Annotated in this window: 18 protein-coding genes; 12 read left to right on the top strand and 6 right to left on the bottom strand. The window is 67.5% G+C overall.

The annotated features are described in order from the left end of the window. Nucleotides 1-223 precede the first annotated feature (223 nt). The 5 genes from JHC99_RS10580 to JHC99_RS10560 all read left to right on the top strand — a co-directional run bounded on the left by JHC99_RS10580 (nucleotide 224) and on the right by JHC99_RS10560 (nucleotide 5949). Nucleotides 224-994, top strand: a complete 771-nt coding sequence (locus JHC99_RS10580; RefSeq protein ID WP_292154041.1) for a YebC/PmpR family DNA-binding transcriptional regulator — start codon at nucleotides 224-226, stop codon at nucleotides 992-994. Nucleotides 995-1057: 63 nt separating this feature from the next. After that, a complete protein-coding gene (locus tag JHC99_RS10575; RefSeq protein ID WP_292154039.1) occupies nucleotides 1058-2527 on the top strand; it encodes a hypothetical protein in 1470 nt (489 codons plus the stop codon). A 31-nt stretch (nucleotides 2528-2558) separates the two neighbouring features. Further along, nucleotides 2559-3983, top strand: coding sequence for a hypothetical protein (locus JHC99_RS10570; RefSeq protein ID WP_292154038.1), 1425 nt, complete (start codon nucleotides 2559-2561; stop codon nucleotides 3981-3983). 36 nt (nucleotides 3984-4019) lie between these two features. Then, a complete protein-coding gene (locus tag JHC99_RS10565) occupies nucleotides 4020-4538 on the top strand; it encodes a hemerythrin domain-containing protein (RefSeq protein ID WP_292154036.1) in 519 nt (172 codons plus the stop codon). A gap of 73 nt (nucleotides 4539-4611) precedes the next feature. After that, nucleotides 4612-5949 (top strand): tetratricopeptide repeat protein, encoded by a 1338-nt coding sequence (locus JHC99_RS10560; protein ID WP_292154034.1) that lies wholly within the window; start codon nucleotides 4612-4614, stop codon nucleotides 5947-5949. 37 nt (nucleotides 5950-5986) lie between these two features. Here the strand turns inward: JHC99_RS10560 and JHC99_RS10555 are convergent, their stop codons facing one another. After that, nucleotides 5987-6805: a potassium channel family protein gene (locus JHC99_RS10555; RefSeq protein ID WP_292154032.1), complete on the bottom strand. Its 819-nt coding sequence runs from the start codon at nucleotides 6803-6805 to the stop codon at nucleotides 5987-5989. A gap of 56 nt (nucleotides 6806-6861) precedes the next feature. Between JHC99_RS10555 and dapF the strand changes: the two genes are divergently transcribed. The 3 genes from dapF to ald all read left to right on the top strand — a co-directional run bounded on the left by dapF (nucleotide 6862) and on the right by ald (nucleotide 10752). Further along, entirely contained in the window at nucleotides 6862-7695 is an 834-nt protein-coding gene (gene dapF / locus JHC99_RS10550; RefSeq protein ID WP_292154045.1) for a diaminopimelate epimerase, read from the top strand. A 97-nt stretch (nucleotides 7696-7792) separates the two neighbouring features. Then, nucleotides 7793-9472, top strand: coding sequence for an MFS transporter (locus JHC99_RS10545; RefSeq protein ID WP_292154031.1), 1680 nt, complete (start codon nucleotides 7793-7795; stop codon nucleotides 9470-9472). Between the two features lie 161 nt (nucleotides 9473-9633). Then, on the top strand, nucleotides 9634-10752 hold the full coding sequence (gene ald / locus JHC99_RS10540) for an alanine dehydrogenase (RefSeq protein ID WP_292154029.1): 1119 nt from the start codon (nucleotides 9634-9636) through the stop codon (nucleotides 10750-10752). Here the strand turns inward: ald and JHC99_RS10535 are convergent. The 3 genes from JHC99_RS10535 to JHC99_RS10525 all read right to left on the bottom strand — a co-directional run bounded on the left by JHC99_RS10535 (nucleotide 10749) and on the right by JHC99_RS10525 (nucleotide 13434). Further along, a complete protein-coding gene (locus tag JHC99_RS10535; RefSeq protein ID WP_292154027.1) occupies nucleotides 10749-11402 on the bottom strand; it encodes a SprT family zinc-dependent metalloprotease in 654 nt (217 codons plus the stop codon). The genes ald and JHC99_RS10535 overlap by 4 nt on opposite strands. A gap of 52 nt (nucleotides 11403-11454) precedes the next feature. Continuing rightward, nucleotides 11455-12735 carry a polyhydroxyalkanoate depolymerase gene (phaZ, locus tag JHC99_RS10530; protein ID WP_292154025.1) on the bottom strand — a complete coding sequence of 427 codons (1281 nt, stop codon included), beginning with the start codon at nucleotides 12733-12735 and terminating at the stop codon, nucleotides 11455-11457. A gap of 75 nt (nucleotides 12736-12810) precedes the next feature. Further along, nucleotides 12811-13434, bottom strand: a complete 624-nt coding sequence (locus JHC99_RS10525) for an SCO family protein (protein WP_292154023.1) — start codon at nucleotides 13432-13434, stop codon at nucleotides 12811-12813. Nucleotides 13435-13499: 65 nt separating this feature from the next. On the opposite strand from JHC99_RS10525, the gene JHC99_RS10520 reads away from it, so the two are divergent. Both JHC99_RS10520 and JHC99_RS10515 read left to right on the top strand, forming a co-directional pair. Beyond that, on the top strand, nucleotides 13500-14975 hold the full coding sequence (locus tag JHC99_RS10520) for an ActS/PrrB/RegB family redox-sensitive histidine kinase (RefSeq protein ID WP_292154043.1): 1476 nt from the start codon (nucleotides 13500-13502) through the stop codon (nucleotides 14973-14975). A gap of 94 nt (nucleotides 14976-15069) precedes the next feature. Continuing rightward, nucleotides 15070-15627, top strand: a complete 558-nt coding sequence (locus JHC99_RS10515; RefSeq protein ID WP_292154021.1) for an ActR/PrrA/RegA family redox response regulator transcription factor — start codon at nucleotides 15070-15072, stop codon at nucleotides 15625-15627. A gap of 96 nt (nucleotides 15628-15723) precedes the next feature. Here the strand turns inward: JHC99_RS10515 and mmcB are convergent, their stop codons facing one another. Next, on the bottom strand, nucleotides 15724-16170 hold the full coding sequence (gene mmcB, locus JHC99_RS10510) for a DNA repair putative endonuclease MmcB (RefSeq protein ID WP_292154018.1): 447 nt from the start codon (nucleotides 16168-16170) through the stop codon (nucleotides 15724-15726). A 100-nt stretch (nucleotides 16171-16270) separates the two neighbouring features. On the opposite strand from mmcB, the gene JHC99_RS10505 reads away from it, so the two are divergent. Then, nucleotides 16271-16681 carry a hypothetical protein gene (locus tag JHC99_RS10505; protein WP_292154017.1) on the top strand — a complete coding sequence of 137 codons (411 nt, stop codon included), beginning with the start codon at nucleotides 16271-16273 and terminating at the stop codon, nucleotides 16679-16681. Here JHC99_RS10505 and JHC99_RS10500 read toward each other — a convergent pair. Next, nucleotides 16678-16956 (bottom strand): DUF6356 family protein, encoded by a 279-nt coding sequence (locus tag JHC99_RS10500; RefSeq protein ID WP_292154015.1) that lies wholly within the window; start codon nucleotides 16954-16956, stop codon nucleotides 16678-16680. The genes JHC99_RS10505 and JHC99_RS10500 overlap by 4 nt on opposite strands. A 135-nt stretch (nucleotides 16957-17091) precedes the next feature. On the opposite strand from JHC99_RS10500, the gene JHC99_RS10495 reads away from it, so the two are divergent. Then, nucleotides 17092-17775 (top strand): acyl-CoA dehydrogenase family protein (locus JHC99_RS10495; protein ID WP_292154013.1); only part of this gene is annotated, 684 nt, incomplete at its 3' end.

Here is a 17775-nt window from a genome sequence, read left to right as displayed (position 1 = left end):
CGCTACGCTCGCGACGCGGTCGCTCGCTACTTGAGCGCCCTTTGTCGTGTTCAGTCTTCGCTTAATCCGTTTCAGGCTTGGCGGTTCCGTCGCCGCCCGAGGCGTGCGCCGCGTCGTGACAGGCGCGAACGCATCGGCTAGACGCGCTGCCTGATCCAAACACGGAGCGCGCTCAAGCAGCGAGCGACCGCGTCGCGAGCGTTAGCGCCTTAAAGAGACAAGCATGGCCGGCCATTCCAAGTTCAAGAACATCATGCACCGCAAGGGACGCGCCGACGCGGTACGCTCCAAGCTGTTCTCCAAACTGTCGCGCGACATCACCGTGGCGGCCAAGTCGGGGATGCCCGACCCGGCGCTGAACCCCCGCCTGCGTCTGGCCATCAACAACGCCAAGGCCGAAAGCCTGCCCAAGGACGTCATCACCCGCGCCGTGAACAAGGCCGCCGGCGGCGATGTCGATACGATGGAAGAGGTCCGCTACGAGGGGCGTGGCCCCGGCGGCGTCGGCATCATCGTCGAGGCCCTGACCGACAACCGGAACCGCGCCAACTCCAACATCGGCACCGCCTTCAAGAAGAACGGCGGGGCGCTGGGCGAGATGAACTCGGTGGCCTTCATGTGGGACAAGGTCGGCCAGATCATCTACCGCGCCGAAGCGGGCACCGAGGACGCCGTCATGGAGGCCGCCATCGAGGCGGGGGCCCAGGATGTCGAGAGCGATCTGGTCAAGCCCGACATCTATGAGGACGCGCCGGGCCACACCATCTGGACCGCCTTCGAGGACCTGAACGAGGTCGCCGAGGCCATGTCCAAGATCCTGGGCGACGCCAAGTCCACCGCCATCGTCTGGAAGCCCCAGTCCGAGGTGCCGGTCACGGGTGATCATGTCGTCACCCTGATGAAGCTGCTCGACGCCCTGGACGCCGAGGACGACGTGCAGAACGTCTATTCCAACGAGATCATCTCGGACGAAGACCTGGCAAAGCTGGACTGATCGCGGCCGGGCTCCGTCAGGTTTCGACGCTGACGCGCAGGATTGGGCGCGCTAGGGTCGGGCATGGGGAACCTTGCAGCCTGGGCCATGGGTCTGTCGATCCTGCTAGCGGCCCTGCCTGCCCAGGGCTCAGCGGTGCCGCGACCGACACCTGTGCAGGCCGCTACCGACAGTGCGGCGGTCGCAACGGCGCGTCAGGACTGGAGACGACAGGTTCAGGCGACCGGCGCGAACTCGGGGCAGGCGCTGAACGCACGGTTCCTGATCGTCCACGCCCTGATCCAGGACGGCCGCCATATCGAGGCCGAGACCGAAGCCCGCGCGATCGAGGCCGCCGTGCGACCCATGGCCGGCCCCAAGGCCCTGGCCACGCTGCAGATCCAGGGCTGGATCGGCGAAATCCTGATGAACCAGGGCCGGCTGGCGGAGGCGGAGGCCTATGCCCTGCCGGTCTATAGGTCGGCCTTGGCGAGCTACGGTGCCAATACGGAAGTGACCGACCGGCCCCGTATGACGCTGGCGGGCATTTTCGGGGTCCAGGACCGCGATGCCGAAGCGGCCCCGCTAGCCCAAGCCAGTTTCGATTATTACCGGCACCATGGTCAGCCTGACAAAGCTGCCGAGATCGCGGGGTCTTTGGCCATCATCTACCGCAATCTCGACCAGGAAGAGGCGGCGACGCAGGTGTTGATTTTGGCCCCGCGCGGGGGCCCTCAACAACTGCGCAACGTGTTCGACGCCAGCGACGACCCGGTCGTGCGACAGCAAACCGCACGGGGCCTGGTCGAGGCCAGTCAGCCAGGTTCCCAGGATCGGGAGGGTGCAGAACGTCGACTGGTTCTGGCCCTGACGCCGCTGGCCCAAGTCGGCGATCGTGCAGCTTATGACGAAGCGCTGACACTGGCTCGCCGGCTGTTGGCCAATGAGACTATGCAGGGCGATCCCGTCGCGATCGCCCGTCTCGAGAACGGGGTAGCGCAACTGGTGTCGAGAAACCCGTCGGAGGATGCCAAGGCTGCGGGATACGTCGAAGCCGCTGCACTGGGCCAGAGCGCCTTGGCGAGGATGCGCACGGCGCGCGGTGACGATGACCCCCAAACGGTCAGCTTGCGAATGTCCGCAGCCATCTACACCGCCCAGCTCGCCATGCTTCCAGGTCACGCGGATCTCGTACCGGCCGCCTTGGTTGAGTTGGAGTGGTCCCAAGCCTATGCGACATCCCATCCGGGCGTCGTCAGCAAAGAGGATGCAGGATCGATGGCCATCGTTCAGGCGGGGCTGAGGGTGCATCTGGGCGACGAGGGCGGGGCTTATCGCAGTGTCGCGGTTGCCTCCGGCTGGTTCCAGTCCGTCGCCGAGGCCAGGGCGCGGACGAGCGGGAACCGCAACTATATGTCGGAGTGGTCCGACCTGACCCGCTCCCAGGTCCGGCGGGCCTGGGACTATGCCGAGACGCTGATCCCATCCTCTGCCGAGCCTGAGGAAACAGGGCGGGCAGAGGACGTCCCGGACGCGTCAGGTCCGGTCGGTTGATCGGCTGACCCGGCAAGGGCATCACTGCGGAATGCGCGCCCTGCTGGCCCTGATCGTTCTGTTGTCCGCCGGGACGCTGACCCCATCCGGCGCGTTCGCGGCCACGCAGGCCGTCGCGCCCGCCGAAACCCCCGCCCTGATGGCTGCGCGCCGACTTTACGCCAAGGCCCGTGCCGGGCCGCAGGGTGAAGGGGCCGCCGCCGCGATCAACGCGCGCTGGAATTTCGCCACCCAGCTGGTCGAAAACAGCCGGTTTGCCGAGGGCGAGATCGAGTTCCGGGCCATCGAGGCGATCCTGTTGCCTCGCCCCGACACCGATGACCGAAACCTGATCGCGATCCAGGCCCGGATCGCCAATGCCCAGCTGGGTCAGGAGCACTGGGCCGAGGCCGCCGAGACCGCCCTGCCGGCCTATCAGCGCGCGCTCGCCCTTTATGGTCCCGACCATGCCACGACGCACGACCTGCGGATGTCCATGGGGGCCAGCCTGGCCAGGCTGGAACGCTATGCCGAGAGCGAACCCTATGTACGCGCCGGGTTCGACTATCTGAGACGGACGGGAGGGGATCAGGATGCGGCCGATATCGCGGCGACCCTGGCGCTCATCTACAACCGGTTGAACCGGCCCGACGAGGCGCGGGCGGTGGTGAGGCTGGTCGAAGGCGCCGACCCGATCGGCCGGTTGATCAATGTCGCAGCGCGCGCCGACAATCCCGCCGATGAAGCCGCGGCGTGGCGAGGTGTGCTTGACGCCTTGCCGGCCGGCGATGAGCGACGAAGCGAGATGGAGGTCAAGCTGGCGTTCGCCCTGGCCATGTCGGCCAGCTCAAGCAATCCCGAGCCCGCCCGCGAAGCGGCCGCGCGTATGCGGGTCTTGCTGGCCTACGCGCAGGCGAACGCCCTGCCGGAGCTGGCCCGGGAGGCACACGCCGTCCTCGGCATGGCCCTGGGAAGTCTGGAAGAGGAAGACGCCGCCGCCGGCGAGGAGGCCATGACCATCGCCCTGGACCGGCTGGAAACGGCGCGACGCGAGCTGGGCGAGGACCACAGGGATACGGTCAGTCGGCGGCTCTACTACGCCATGGTCGCCGCGTCACAGCAGCAGGCCGCGATCGGCCTTCCGGAGCTGGACCGGGTTGAGGCCTGGGTCGGGGCCCATCCCGGAGCATTCGACAACCAGAACCTCGTCTTCATCTCCATGACCCGCGCCCTGCTTCTCGGCGCACAGGGCGACACCCGCGGCGCCTACCGGGCCATGGCGCGCACGACCGGCGCGATGCAGGGCGTCGCCCTGGAGCAGATCGACCAGAGCCGAAAGGCCTATCTCGACCGCTGGGGGGGCCTGTTCCAGGCGCAGGTGAAATGGGCCTGGCGCTACGCCGCGACATTGGCGGGTACGCCGCTTGAGGCCCCTGCGTCGGTGCCCGCCGGAACCGCCGGGCCGGTGGCGGATTAGGTCGGGCTGCACCCGCAACGCTTGGACCCAAACCCCATGGATATCACCCAGCTGATCCTCGACGACCACGCCGAACAGCGCCGCCTGTTCGCCATCCTGGAACAGATCGACGCGACCGACGTGGACGCCCTGACCAAGGTCTGGGGCCGGCTGTCGGCCTTTCTGGACGTCCATGCGGAGGCCGAGGAGCGGTTCTTCTACCCCGAGCTGCTCAAGCGCGGCGAGGGGGCCAACGACGCCGAGGACGGCACGGTCGAGGGCGAGACCGAAGACGCCATCGAGGACCACAACAAGCTGCGCGACGCGGTGGCCGCCGCCAACCGCCTGCCGGTCGGATCGGGGGCCTGGATCGAGGCGGTGGGCAAGGCCAACGTCGTGAACTCAAAGCATATGGGCGAGGAAGAGCGTCAGGGCCTGACCGACTTCCGACGCCGCGCGCCCATCGCCGTGCGCCACGACCTGGCCGTGAAGTTCGCCGCCTTCGAGGCCGATCACCTGCTGGGGATCAAGCCGGTCAACAAGGACCCCGAGACCTATATCGAAAAGCACGGCTGAGGCCTCTATCGACTTCGGCGCGCGTCAGGTTCAGGCGGTGGGACTGACCCGGCAACAGGTCTAGTCTCACACCATGGGACGCAACGCCTTTCTGACTTCACGATCTTTCCGCCGCGACACCGGTGCGGCGCTCGGCGGCATCATCCTGATGCTAGGCGCAACCGGGGTGGCGTCGGCGCAGTCTGGGACCGCCACAGTCCCGCGCCCGGATCATCCCCGCGTCGCGGAGGCGGTCCGACTGAGTGACGACCAGCCCGCCCAGTCGTCCCTGCTTTGGGCCAAGATCATCCGCGATCTGGAAGCCTCTGCAGGGCCGCGCGCCCGCCAGACGCTTACGGCTCGCGCCTGGCTGGCAAACGACCTGTCGCGCTTGGGCGGGACGGCTCTGGTCAGGGCGGTCGCGGAGGCTCGCACGGTTCATGATATCGCGCTTGAGCTCTGGGGTGTCGAAGACGACCTGACCCAGCTGGGGCGTATCCGGCTGGGGTCGGCCCTGTATCTTCAGGGTAACTATTTCGAGGCCCAACCGGTCTTGCAAGCCGCGCTGGATCACATCGTCGCCCATCCCGGGGCGACGGGGGTGGACATGGGTCCGTCGATCACGCGGGCTCTGGCGCAGACCTATGAGTATCTCGGCGATCCTGCACGCGCGCGCCAGACCCTGAACCGCGTCGATGCCACGGCGACGACGTCCAGCCTGGTCGGTCTGGAGCAGCGTATGACGGCAGCCGAAAGCGCAGGCGACTGGACCACGGCCGCCCGGATGGCCCGCGACTACGCCCAGGCCCTTCGCAGCGATCCGACCGCAGAGGACGGCACCTTGCTGGCCGACAACGCCGATTTGAAACAGGCCGAGGCCTTGGCGAGGATCGGCACGGCCGGATCGCTGGAAACGGCCGAAACACTGGCACGCGCCGTCCGGAACCGCCGCGCCTCTGATCCGCGCAAGCGCGGTCTGGCCAGCGCCACCCTGATCCTGTCGCGCATTGTTGGACGGGCGGGTGGACGGCGGGCGGAGGTTCTGTCCCTTCTTCGAGAGGCCGTCGATCAGCAGGCGCTGGACCTGGGCCGTGGACATCCCACGACGATAGAGGCCGAGATGCTGCTGGCAATGACGATGGCGGAGGATGGCCAGACCGAGGCGGCGCTGAACCGGATGGTCGAGATCACCAATCCCGGATCGGAGATGGTCCTGAACCGGTCGACCCTGATGCTGCTCCATATCACCGGCGCGATGCTGGCGCTGAAGAATGGTGATCTGGCCGCTGCTCATTCGATGCAGAGCGGGGCCGCCGACGTGGTCAAGGACAACCTGACAACCGGCAACCGGGCCGCTGCCCTGGACCAGACGCGGGACGTGTTTCGTATGCAGGTGTCCCTGGCCTATCACTATGCCACGACCCTGCCCTGAGTGGAGACCGAACCCTCTGCGACCCGCCGCGCTGCCCTCACTCGGCCCCGTGATCCGGGATGCACAGTATGTTGCCGCAGGCCTTGCAGTGGACGGCGTCGGGGTCGTGGCGGGTCAGGCCGCAGTCCTCGCACGGGTAGGTAACCTTGTGCGGCCGGAACAGGGTCTGGCCCAGGCGCAGGAACAGGGTGATGCCCACCAGCATGATGGCGATCGACAGAAGTCGCCCCCACGGCCCGGGCAGTGTGACGTCGCCGAACCCGGTCGTGGTCAGGGTCGCCACGGTGAAATACAGGGCGTCGATATAGCCGACCAGGCCCGGGTGCCCACCCCGGAAGCTGGTATAGACGAACCCCGTCGCCACGAAGATGAAGGTCAGCAGGGCGGCCAGCGCGCGGGTCACCGCCTCCACCTTGGTGTTGTCGAACCGGTGGCCGACGGTGCGCCAGAACAGGTCCGAGTTCAGCAGGGTCCACAGCCGCAGGATCCTGAGGAAGCCGAAATTGAAGGCCCAGGCCGGAAACAGCAGGGTGGCCAGCACCACGATGTCGATCCAGTTGATCGGCCGCTTGAACCAGTCCTTCCAGTCCGAATAGGCCGCGATCCGCGCCACCAGATCGGCGGCCAGAAGGGCGGCGATGGCATAGTCGATGACATAGAAGGTGCGCCCCTGCTCCTTCAGGAGCGGGGCAGCGATGAAGAAGGCGATGATGGCGAAGTCGATCACGACGACGGTCAGCCGGAACCGCACGGCCAGGGGCGACGCGCCGTGATAGAGGTAGCGCAGCCGCGCGCGCAGTTCGAGACCGTGACGCTTCAGGGTCCGGGGCGGCGGGGCTTTGGCGGGGGGCTTCATCGCGTCCATGGTTAGCCGTTGGGAACCGGGCGCGCCATGCGTATATGGTCGCCATGATGTCCCGCCCTTTCGTCAAGATGAACGGCGCCGGCAACGACTTCGTCGTGGTCAATGCGCTGGATCGGCCGTTCACGCCGACACGCGAACAGGTGCGCGCGCTGGGCGACCGCAAGACGGGCGAGGGTTTCGATCAGTTGATCTCGATCGAGCCGTCCAGGGCCGGCGACGCCTTCATGCGGGTGTGGAACAGTGACGGGGCGGTGGTCGAGACCTGCGGCAACGCCCTGCGCTGCGTCGGCTGGATGCTGCTGGAGGCGGGGTCCGGCAACCGTGTCGCGATCGATACCCTGGGCGGGCTGACGACGGCCAGCCGGGCGGGCGACCACCGCGTCACCGTCGACATGGGGCGGCCCCGGCTGGACTGGACCGAAATCCCTCTGGCCGAAGAGATGGACACCCGCAACATCGAGCTTCAGGTCGGGCCGATCGACGCGCCGGTGCTGCACACGCCCGGCGCCGTTTCCATGGGCAATCCGCACGTAGTCTTCTTCGTCGATCACACACCGGACGACGCCTTCGTTCGCGGCTCAGGTTCGCTGATCGAGCATCACCCCCTGTTCCCGGAAGGCGTCAATGTCGGCTTCGCCCATGTGCTGGCCCCCGACCATATCCGGCTGCGGGTCTGGGAGCGGGGCGCGGGGCTGACGCGGGCGTGCGGCACCGGGGCCTGCGCCGCCCTGGTCGCCTGCGCACGACGGGGGCTGACGGGCCGGAGTGCGCGAATCGACGTCGACGGCGGCGAACTGCACATCCGCTGGGACGAGGCCAGCGACCACGTCTTCATGACCGGCCCGGTCGAGATCGAACGCACGGGCACGCTTCCCTTCTGAGCGGGGCGTTCCGATCCGCGTGTCTGCGGGCTTTTCGCCGCGCCGTTTCGCCTGCTAAGCCTGACCCAGCGCGCCCGCAGACGGCGCGGGGGAGACGATGCGCATGACGACCGCCGACACCGCCACGACCGAACCCGCCAAGGACGGTCCGAGCCTGAAGACCGTGGTGATCGCCTCGGCAGCAGGGACGGCGTTCGAGTGGTATGATTTCTTCGTCTTCGGATCCCTGGCCACCATCGTGGCGCGGCATTTCTTCGCCGATGCGGGCGAGACGGTCGCCTATATCCTGGCGCTGCTGACCTTCGGTCTCGGCTTCGTGGTGCGGCCGGCCGGCGCGCTGGTGTTCGGCTGGTTCGGCGACAGGACCGGGCGCAAGACCACGTTTCTGGTGACCATCACCCTGATGGGGGTCGCGACCGTGGCCATCGGCCTGCTGCCCGACTATGGCCAGATCGGCATCCTCGCGCCCATCCTGTTGCTGGTCATGCGGATGCTCCAGGGGTTCGCCCTGGGCGGCGAGTACGGCGGGGCGGCCATCTATGTCGCTGAACATTCGCCGCGTGAGAAGCGCGGCCTGCTGACGGGCTGGATCCAGACGACGGCGGCCCTCGGCCTGATCGGTGCCCTGTCGGCCATCCTGATCACCCGGGCCATCGTCGGCGTGGAAGCGTTCGACGAATGGGGCTGGCGCATTCCCTTCCTGCTGTCGGCCTTCCTGCTGGCGGTGTCGCTGTGGATCCGGCTGAAGCTGCACGAGAGCCCGGCCTATCAGCGGATGGAGGCCGAAGGCGGCGAACGCCGCGCGCCGTTCCGCGAGGCCTTCGGCACCTGGAAGAACGGCAAGTTCGTTCTGATCGCCCTGTTCGGCATCATGATCGCGCAGGGGGCGGTCTGGTACTGCGGCTATTTCTACACCCGGTTCTTCATGGAGCGGGTGCTCAAGATCGACGTGGCCATCGTCGATCAGCTGGTGCTGATGATCACCGTCGCCTCGGCCCTGCTGTACGTCTTCTTCGGCTGGCTGTCGGACAAGGTTGGGCGCAAGCCGGTGATGATCGGCGGCATGATCCTGGCGCTCGTGGCCTTCTTCCCCGGCTTCCAGGCCCTGACCAAGGCGGCCAACCCGGCCCTGGCCCAGGCCCAGGCGTCCTCGCCCGTGACGGTGACGGCCGATCCGGCAACCTGTGCGTTGCAGTTCGATCCGGTCGGCAAGACCAGCTTCGCCTCCAGCTGCGACATCGCCAAGAGCGTGCTGTCCAACGCCGGGGTCTCCTACGCCAATGTCGCGGCCCCGGCGGGCACGGTCGCCAGCGTCCGCGTCGGTGCCACCGAGATCGCCTCCATCGACGGGCTGGCGATGTCGAAGGCCGACCTGAAGACCGCCCGCGCGGGCGTCGAGACCCAGGTCAAGGCCGCCCTGGTCCAGGCCGGCTATCCGACCAAGGCCGATCCGGCGCAGATCAACCGACCTCTCGTGTTCGCCATCCTCATGATCTTCATCGTCGCCGCCTGCGCCCTGTACGGCCCCCAGGCGGCGGCCCTGGTCGAGCTGTTCCCGACGCGGGTCCGCTATACCGGCATGAGCCTGCCGTACAACGTCGGCACCGGCTGGATCGGAGGGTTGCTGCCCGCCGCCAGCTTCGCGCTGGTGGCCTGGTCGGGGAACATCTATTTCGGCCTGTGGTATTCGGTCTTCTTCACGGCCGTGGCCGTCGTGGTGGCCCTGCTGTTCCTGCCCGAAACCAAGGGGCGGGATCTGGACACGGTGGGGGACTAGGGCGAAATTGATCGCGGTTTCGGCACGACGCGCAATGGACGCCCTGTTCGCCCGCCTGATCAGCCACGCAAAAACAACAACCTGTCTCCACGTCTCGCCTAGTCTGGCGTTTGAAACGAGGCCCGCCTGGTCATGAGCGCGGCCCGGTCAGGGAGACGATCATGCGCGTCGGCGTACCGAGGGAAATCAAGAAAAACGAGCATCGGGTCGGTCTGACCCCCACCGCTGCGCGCGAATACGTCGCGCATGGCCACGTGGTTTCGATAGAGACCGGCGCGGGTCTGGGCGCAGGATTCACCGACACCGACTATCAGAAGGCCGGTGCCGCGATCGTTGCGGATGCGGCCTCGATCTTCGCGGGTGCCGACATGATCGTGAAGGTCAAGGAGCCTCAGAAGATCGAGTGGGAGCGGCTGCGCGAAGGCCAGATTCTTTTCACCTATCTGCACCTGGCCCCCGACCCGGATCAGACGCGTGGCCTTCTGGCCTCGAGATGCGCCGCCATCGCCTATGAGACGGTGACAGACGCCCGTGGCGGCTTGCCGTTGCTGGCGCCGATGTCGGAGGTGGCCGGGCGGATCGCGGTCTTCTCGGCCGCCGAGACCCTGCTCAAGCACAACGGCGGCATGGGCTTGCTGTTCTGCGGGGTGCCGGGCGTGGCGCCTGCGCGGGTGCTGGTTCTGGGTGGCGGCGTGGTCGGGATGAATGCCGCCCGCATGGCCATGGGGCTGGGTGCCGAGGTCGTGGTGCTGGAACGGTCGATACCCCGGATGCGCGAGATCGACGAACTGACCGGAGGCCGGGTCATCACCCGCTTTTCCTCGATCGCCGCCATCGAGGAGGAACTGGTCAAGGCCGACGTCGTCATCGGCGCGGTTCTGGTCCCCGGCGCCGAGGCCCCCACCCTGGTCCGGCGCGATCAGTTGGCGCGCATGAAGCCCGGCAGCGTGCTCGTCGACGTGGCCATCGACCAGGGCGGCTGTTTCGAGACCAGCCGCGCCACGACCCACGAAGACCCGACCTATGTGATCGACAATGTCGTCCATTACTGCGTCGCCAACATGCCGGGCGCGGCGCCGCGGACCAGTTCGGAGGCCCTGAATAACGCCACCCTGCCCTTCGGACTGGCGCTGGCGGACAAGGGTTTGGAGGCGCTCAAACGCGATCCACACCTAGCGCGGGGCCTGAACGTCCTGAACGGCGAGGTGACCTATCCGGCGGTGGCCAAGGCCCTGAGCCTGGACTGGGCCGATCCGTTCGGGGTCTGGGCCAAGGGTTAGCGCCCGACGGCGTGAAGAGCCTGGCCGTGCTCGCGAAGCCATTTGCGGAACGGCCGGTGGTCCCCGACAAGGCGATGGACCACGGACCAGTAGGCCGGGCTGTGGTCGGCGTGAACCAGATGGGCGACCTCGTGGGCGGCCAGATAGTCGAGCACGTCGGGCGGGGCCAGGACGACGCGCCAGGAATAGCGAATCGTGCGGTTGTGCGGGCTGCACGAGCCCCAGCGCGAACGGGTGTCTGCGATGGAGACCCTGACCGGATTCTGGCCCAGGGTCTTCAGGTGGTGGTCGGTGCGGGCGGTCAGTGCGGCGCGCGCCTCGCGCTTGAGCAGGGCCTCGACGCGGCGTCCGAAGGCCTCGCCCTCGCCGCCCGAACGGATCACAGGGCCCGAGGCATCTTCCGTCAGACGCGCCGCGCCGTTCGTGCCGGTCGCTTCCAGCCGAACCTCACGGCCATGCAGGCTGACGACGGTGCCGGGCTCCAGCGGCACGCCCTCGACCCGCGCCTCCAGCCGTTCGGTGATCCATGCAGCCTTTGACCGCGCGAAGGCCACGGCCTCAGGCAGACGCCGTTCCGACGGGGCCACCGCCACCACCTCGCCCGACTTCGCATCGATCCGTATCGAAATCCGCCGCGCCCGCGGATTCACGGACAGCCGCAGAACCAGCCTCGGGTCATCTTCGCCCGCGGCCGTCGCCGCGTTAAGCGGCAGACGCTGATTGTTTCGGTACGGCGCAGAGCTTTTCATTGGCGGCGATGAAGTCCCGGGCGCGCGGATAGATTTCTTCGCGGAACCGGCGGCCGTTGAAGACGCCGTAATGGCCCACGTCGGGCTGGACATAGAGCACGCGGCGCTCGACGGGAATGTTCGGGGTCAGGATGTGGGCGGCCTGGGTCTGGCCCACGCCGGAGATGTCGTCGTTCTCGCCCTCGACGGTCATCAGGCCGATGTCGGTCACGGCACCCAGATCGACAAGCTTGCCGTCGTGTTCCAGCAGGCCGCGCGGCAGCAGGTGCGACTGGAAGACGATGTCGATGGTCTGGAGATAGAATTCCTCGGTCAGGTCCAGCACCGACAGATACTCGTCATAGAACTGGTCATGCTTCTCGACCCCGTCGCCGTCGCCCTTCACCAGGTTCTTGAAATAGTCCCAGTGGGCGTCGCGGTGGCGGTCCTCGTTCATGGACATGAAGGCGTACAGCTGAACGAAGCCCGGATAGACGCGGCGTCCGAACCCAGGATAGGGCCAGGGCACGGTGTGGATCATGTTGGACTTGAACCAGGCGAAGGGCTTCTCCTCGGCCAGTTGGTTGGTCACGGTCGGCGACAGGCGGGCGTCGATCGGCGAGCCCATGAAGGTCATGGAAGCCGGGCGGTTCGGGTCGTTCTCGGCGGCCATGACGGCGGCGGCGGCCAGCACCGGCGGGCCGGGCTGACAGACGGCGACGACGTGGGCGCGCGGACCGATCTGGGCCAGCATCATCCGCACGTGGTCGATATAGTCGTGGAAGTCGAAACGACCTTCCAGCACCGGCACCGTACGGGCGTTGACCCAGTCGGCGACATAGACGTCGTGATCCTGGAGGAAGGTCTCGACCGTGCCGCGCAGCAGCGTCGCGTAATGACCCGACAGGGGGGCCACGATCAGGACGCTGGGGGCCGCGACCGGCTTCCTGGCGCGCTTCAGATCACCGACATTGCGCGCGAACCGGACCAGCCTCACCCAGGGCGTGGACCAGACGACCTGTTCGACCGTGCGCACCGGCTTGTCGTCGATGGTGATGGTTTCCAGGCCCCAGTCCGGCTTGCCGTAGCGGCGCGTCACGCTCTCGAACAGTTCAGCCGAGGCATAGGCCGTGCGACCGATCGCGGTCTCGCTGGCCGGGTTCAGCGGCGATTTCCAGAAGCCCCGCGCCAGCTGCGCTGCGAGACGAAAGGGCTGGGCCGAAGTGTAGGCCATCTCATGAAGTGCGTAGAGCATAGGATCCTGTCGACGGTCCCCACCGAATGCGGCAGGGCACCATAGAACGCGCCGCACTGCAAAAGGATTTATTCCTCAGCCCCGCTTCATCACCCGCTCGATCAGCTGCGCCGACCGTTCAGGTCCCAGATCGTGGGCCAAGGCCGAGCGGAACCGGCCGTCGGGGCCCATCAGATAGACCGTCAGCGAATGGTTCATGGTGTAGGCGTCACCCTCTCCGACCTTCTCATAGTAGGCGCGGTAGGCCTTGGCGGCGGCAGCGACCTGTTCGGGCGTGCCAGTCAGGCCGATGACCCCCTCGGGGAACCCGTCCGAGGCCAGATAGTCCTTGAGCGCCTGAGGCGTGTCGCGGGCCGGATCAACCGAGATGAAGACGATCTGGAGGTCCTTCGCCGCCTCTCCCATCTGCGCCTTGGTCGCCGCCAGGCCGTTCAGCGTGGTCGGGCAGTAGTCGGGGCAGTAGGTGAAGCCGAAGAAGACCAGGCTCCATTTGCCGTCCAGCAGGGTCTGATCCACCGCCCGGCCGTCCTGATCGACCAGCTGGAATGCTCCGCCGACCTGGGCTGTGCCCGTCGCGCCGCCCGAGGCCTCGACCGTCGCCCGCTCGCGGCTGGTCACGACCACGACGGTGATGACGGCCAGGGTCGCGGCGATGACGATACAGGCTGCGGCGAACAGCAGGATGGAACGACGCGGCATCTTGGCTTCTCTTCGACAGGACCGCCGACACGACGGCGCGAGCGGTCTATAGAACGCAGGTGAGCATCCTGGAAAACGCTTCATCGTCGCAACAGGGCCAGTCGCCGGGCCTGATCGACTATTCGATCGCCAACTGGCGCGACCTGCCCCGGCGTGGGCGGGGTCTGACGCTGCGAACCCTGATCATCCTGCGCTGGCTGGCGATCCTGGGCCAGAGCGCCACCGTCGTGGTGGCCGCCGGCATGCTGCATTTCCCGCTGCCGATCTGGCAGTGCCTGTTGGTCATCGCCGCCAGCGTGATCGTCAATCTGACCTCGGTGGCGCGCCTGCGCCAGACCGACAGCCGCCTGCCGGACGGCGGCCAGACCGCCATCCACCTGGGCTTCGACGTGCTTCAGCTGTCGGTGCTGCTGGCCCTGACCGGAGGGCTGGAGAACCCGTTCTGCCTGCTGCTGGTGGCACCGGTGACGGTCGCCGCCGCCTCCCTGCCGGGGCGTCAGGCGATCGGCATGGGCCTGCTGGTTCTGATCTCGACCGGGGTGCTGTTCAAATGGTCGATGCCGCTGCCGTGGCAGTCGGGCACCGAGCTGGAGCTGCCGATCCTGTACCGGTTCGGCACGGGCCTGGCCCTGATCACCGGGGTGGTGTTCACCTCGGCCTATGCCTGGCGGGTCGCGGCGGACGCGGAGAAGCTGGAGCTGGCCCTGGCCACCACCCAGGACGTGCTGCAACGCGAACAGAGGCTGGCGGCGCTGGGCGGTCTGGCGGCGGCGGCGGCCCACGAACTGGGCACGCCCCTGGCCACCATCCAGGTCGTGGCCAAGGAACTGCTGCGGGACGCCAAGGCCGGCGGGGCGGTGGCCGAGGACGCCACCCTGCTGCTGCAACAGGCCGACCGTTGCCGCGAAATCCTGAAACGCCTGTCCCAGCGGCCGGAGGACGGCGACGCCCTCTATGCCGACGTGGGGCTGAAGGCCTTGTTGAACGAAGTGGTCGAGCCGCATGCCGGGTTCGACCTGGAGATGTCGGTCTATGTCGGGGGTCAGCCCGGGGCGGCGGACTTGAGGGTGCTGCGTCTGCCCGAGATCATCCACGGACTGTCGGCCATCGTCGAGAACGCCGCCGACTTCGCTACCTCGGAGGTCAAGATCGACGCCACGGTCGCGGCCGACTGGATCGAGGTCGAGGTGATCGACGACGGCCCGGGCTTCGCCGCCGACATCCTGCCGCGTCTGGGCGAGCCCTATGTGACCAGTCGGCCGCAAGGCAAGGCGCGCCGGGCCCTGGCCGCCCAGATACGGGACGCGACCCGGCCGCCCCGGATCACGGTCGGCAAGGGCAGGAAGGCACCGCCGCCTCCCCCGCCGGAGCCCGTAATCCCCAGCCAGGGCGGAATGGGCCTGGGCTTCTTCATCGCCCGCACCCTGCTGGAGCGCACCGGCGGGGTGGTCACGGTGGGGACGGGCGAGGCGGGACATGGGCCGAACCGGGGCGCGCGGGTCACGGTGCGCTGGCCCCGTCGCGCTCTGGAGCCCGCTTGATCCCGGGGTCGGGCGGGTGGACAAGCGACAGATCGCCGCGCCGCTTGACCTTGGCCGTGCGACGACCGACCTGAGCGTGATGGAGACCATTGAAATGTCGAGCATCGAAGACCGCATCGCCGGTCTGTCGGATCGAACCCTGCTTCTGCTGGACGACGATCAAGCCCTGCGCACCCGCCTTGGCCGGGCACTGGAATCGCGGGGTTTTCAAGTGACCACCGCCGGGTCGGTGGCCGAGGCGACGGAGGCGCTCAGGACCGCGCTACCCGCCTTCGCTGTGCTGGACATGAGGCTGGACGACGGCAACGGTCTGAAGATCGTCGAGACCCTGCGCGAGCGCCGCGAGGACGCCCGCATCGTCATGCTGACAGGATACGGCGCCATCGCCACGGCGGTGGCAGCGGTCAAGGCCGGCGCCGTCGACTATCTGTCCAAGCCGGCCGATGCCGACGATGTGGTCAAGGCCCTGCTGGCCATCGGCGACGCTACGCCCGAACCTCCCGAAAACCCGATGAGTGCCGACCGGGTTCGCTGGGAGCATATCCAGCGGGTCTATGAACTGTGCGACAACAACGTCTCCGAGACCGCGCGGCGGCTGGGCATGCACCGTCGGACCCTGCAGCGGATATTGGCCAAGCGCGCGCCGCGGTAGGGGTGATTGGTGGCTAGTGGTTAGTGGTTGATGCTGCACGGCATGGCCGGCGATAACCGGCTTGTGGGCTGGCAGTCACCAACCACCAATCACCAATCACTCTCTCAACAGCCGCATCGCTCCGAGCCGTCCGAACGCGACGGTCAGCGCCTTCCTGCGCGCCGGGGCCAATGTCAGAACCGGGGCGTCCCTGACCACCGCCCCGCCGAAACCGTCCGCGACGATCAGCCCCGGCTCCTGCGGCAGGACGTCTTGCGGAAACTCCGGGGCCACAGCGAAGAAGAAGGCATCGCAGAAGGGGGCGTATTCGGGCCATTTGCGATCGACGCGGTAGTCCTCGATTCCGGATTTCACCTCGCAGATCACGATGTCCCCCTTGCGCCCCAGGGCCATGACGTCGGCCCGGCGGCCGTTCGGCAGACAGACCTCGAGCAGGGGCGCATAGCCCATGTCGGCCAGCAGCCGCGCTGCGCCCCGGGTCACGGACAGGGTGGTCTCGGGACGGCTGAAGACGAGTTCGAGGTGGACGGCGGCGGCAGGCATACGGCCAGTATGTTCCGGGTGTGTTCTCAAATCAACGGGCCCGGCTTCCAGCGCGGTCGCGACCTATCAGAATCCGTAGGTAGCCGCCGTACGGGCCGCATTGCACCGTGGCCGCATGGAATGGGCGGCGCGTGCGATCGGGGTCTTCTATGTGGTCGCGGGCCTCGTCGCCCTGCGCCAGATGGTGTTCAACTGGCGGCTGGAGGCCGTGTTCGGCAAGATTTTCCCCACGCCTGCGAACGAACGGGCCGCCGACATCATCCTGACCCTAGGGTCGGTGCTGGTGCTGGTTTCCGGCGCGGCCCTGGTGCTGCTGACCCGGTGGGCGGTGCCGGCCTTTCTGGCGTGCTGGGGGTTGCAGGCGGGCTATCTGCTGTGGGCCCAGCGCTGGTATTCTCCGGAGAGCGAGGAGATCGCCCGCGGACGACGCCAGACGATCAACGCCTTTGCCGTCTACACTGTCGCCACGGGCGCGGTCCTGGTGTTCGGACACATAGCGGTTCTTCGCTAGAGGCCGGGATCGAAGGCACCGGTGTCCTGCATCCGGCATTCGCGAGCGATCTGGGCGCGGTAGCCGAGGTCGTCGGCCATGCGCTTGATCTCGTCCGACACGGTGGTCTTGCAGACCCCCGGCACCACCGCATGCAGGAAGGCGGTTCCAGACAGCCGCATCAGCCGCAGACCGTATCGGGCGGCCGTCGTGAAATGGTCGCCATAGCTTTCGCCGACTTCACGCGGGTGATCGGCAAACAGCCGGGACGAGGTCTGGATCAGGGTGCGGATCAAGGGCGCCTCCGTTCGCGGCAGGGCCGACCCCTACCGCATCGGTCCATTCTGGCCTAAACCGACCGCTGAAACAGGGGGCGGCCGTCACCATCGCGTGACGACGGCGAAAGACCCCCGCAATCTCGGGAAGACCTCATGGCCGACGGTGCTGCCGCCCCTACTCAGACCTTCAAATGGGACGATCCATTCGACCTGGCCGGCCGGCTGACCGAGGACGAGCGGGCGATCCAGGATGCGGCCCGGTCCTATGCGCGCGAGAAACTGCTGCCCCGCGTCGTCGCGGCGTTCCGTGACGAGACCTTTGATCGCGCCATCATGACCGAGATGGGCGAGATGGGGTTCCTGGGCGCCACCCTGCCTGAGCAGTACGGCGGATCGGGCGTCAGCCATGTCGCCTATGGCCTGATCGCGCGCGAGATCGAGGCGGTGGATTCCGGCTATCGCTCGGCCATGTCGGTGCAGTCGTCGCTGGCCATGTATCCGATCTATGCCTTCGGATCGGAGGAGCAGCGGATGCGGTTCCTGCCCCGGATGGCGGCGGGCGAGCTGATCGGCTGTTTCGGCCTGACCGAGGCCGACGGGGGTTCCGACCCCGCCTCCATGAAGACGAACGCGGTCGCCGTGGAGGGCGGCTATCGGCTGAACGGCGGCAAATACTGGATCACCAACTCGCCGGTCGCCGACCTGGCCGTGGTCTGGGCCAAGCTTGAGGGCGTGATCCGGGGCTTCATCGTCGAGCGGGATTTCGACGGCTTCACCACGACCAAGATCGGCGACAAGCTGAGCCTGCGCGCCTCGATCACCGGCGATATCGGGCTG

Origin of the sequence: Brevundimonas sp. (genome assembly GCF_016463485.1) — a bacterium.
GTDB lineage: Bacteria > Pseudomonadota > Alphaproteobacteria > Caulobacterales > Caulobacteraceae > Brevundimonas.
Note: the sequence above shows the minus strand (reverse complement) of the source record. Positions and strands in the feature narration are given on the sequence as shown.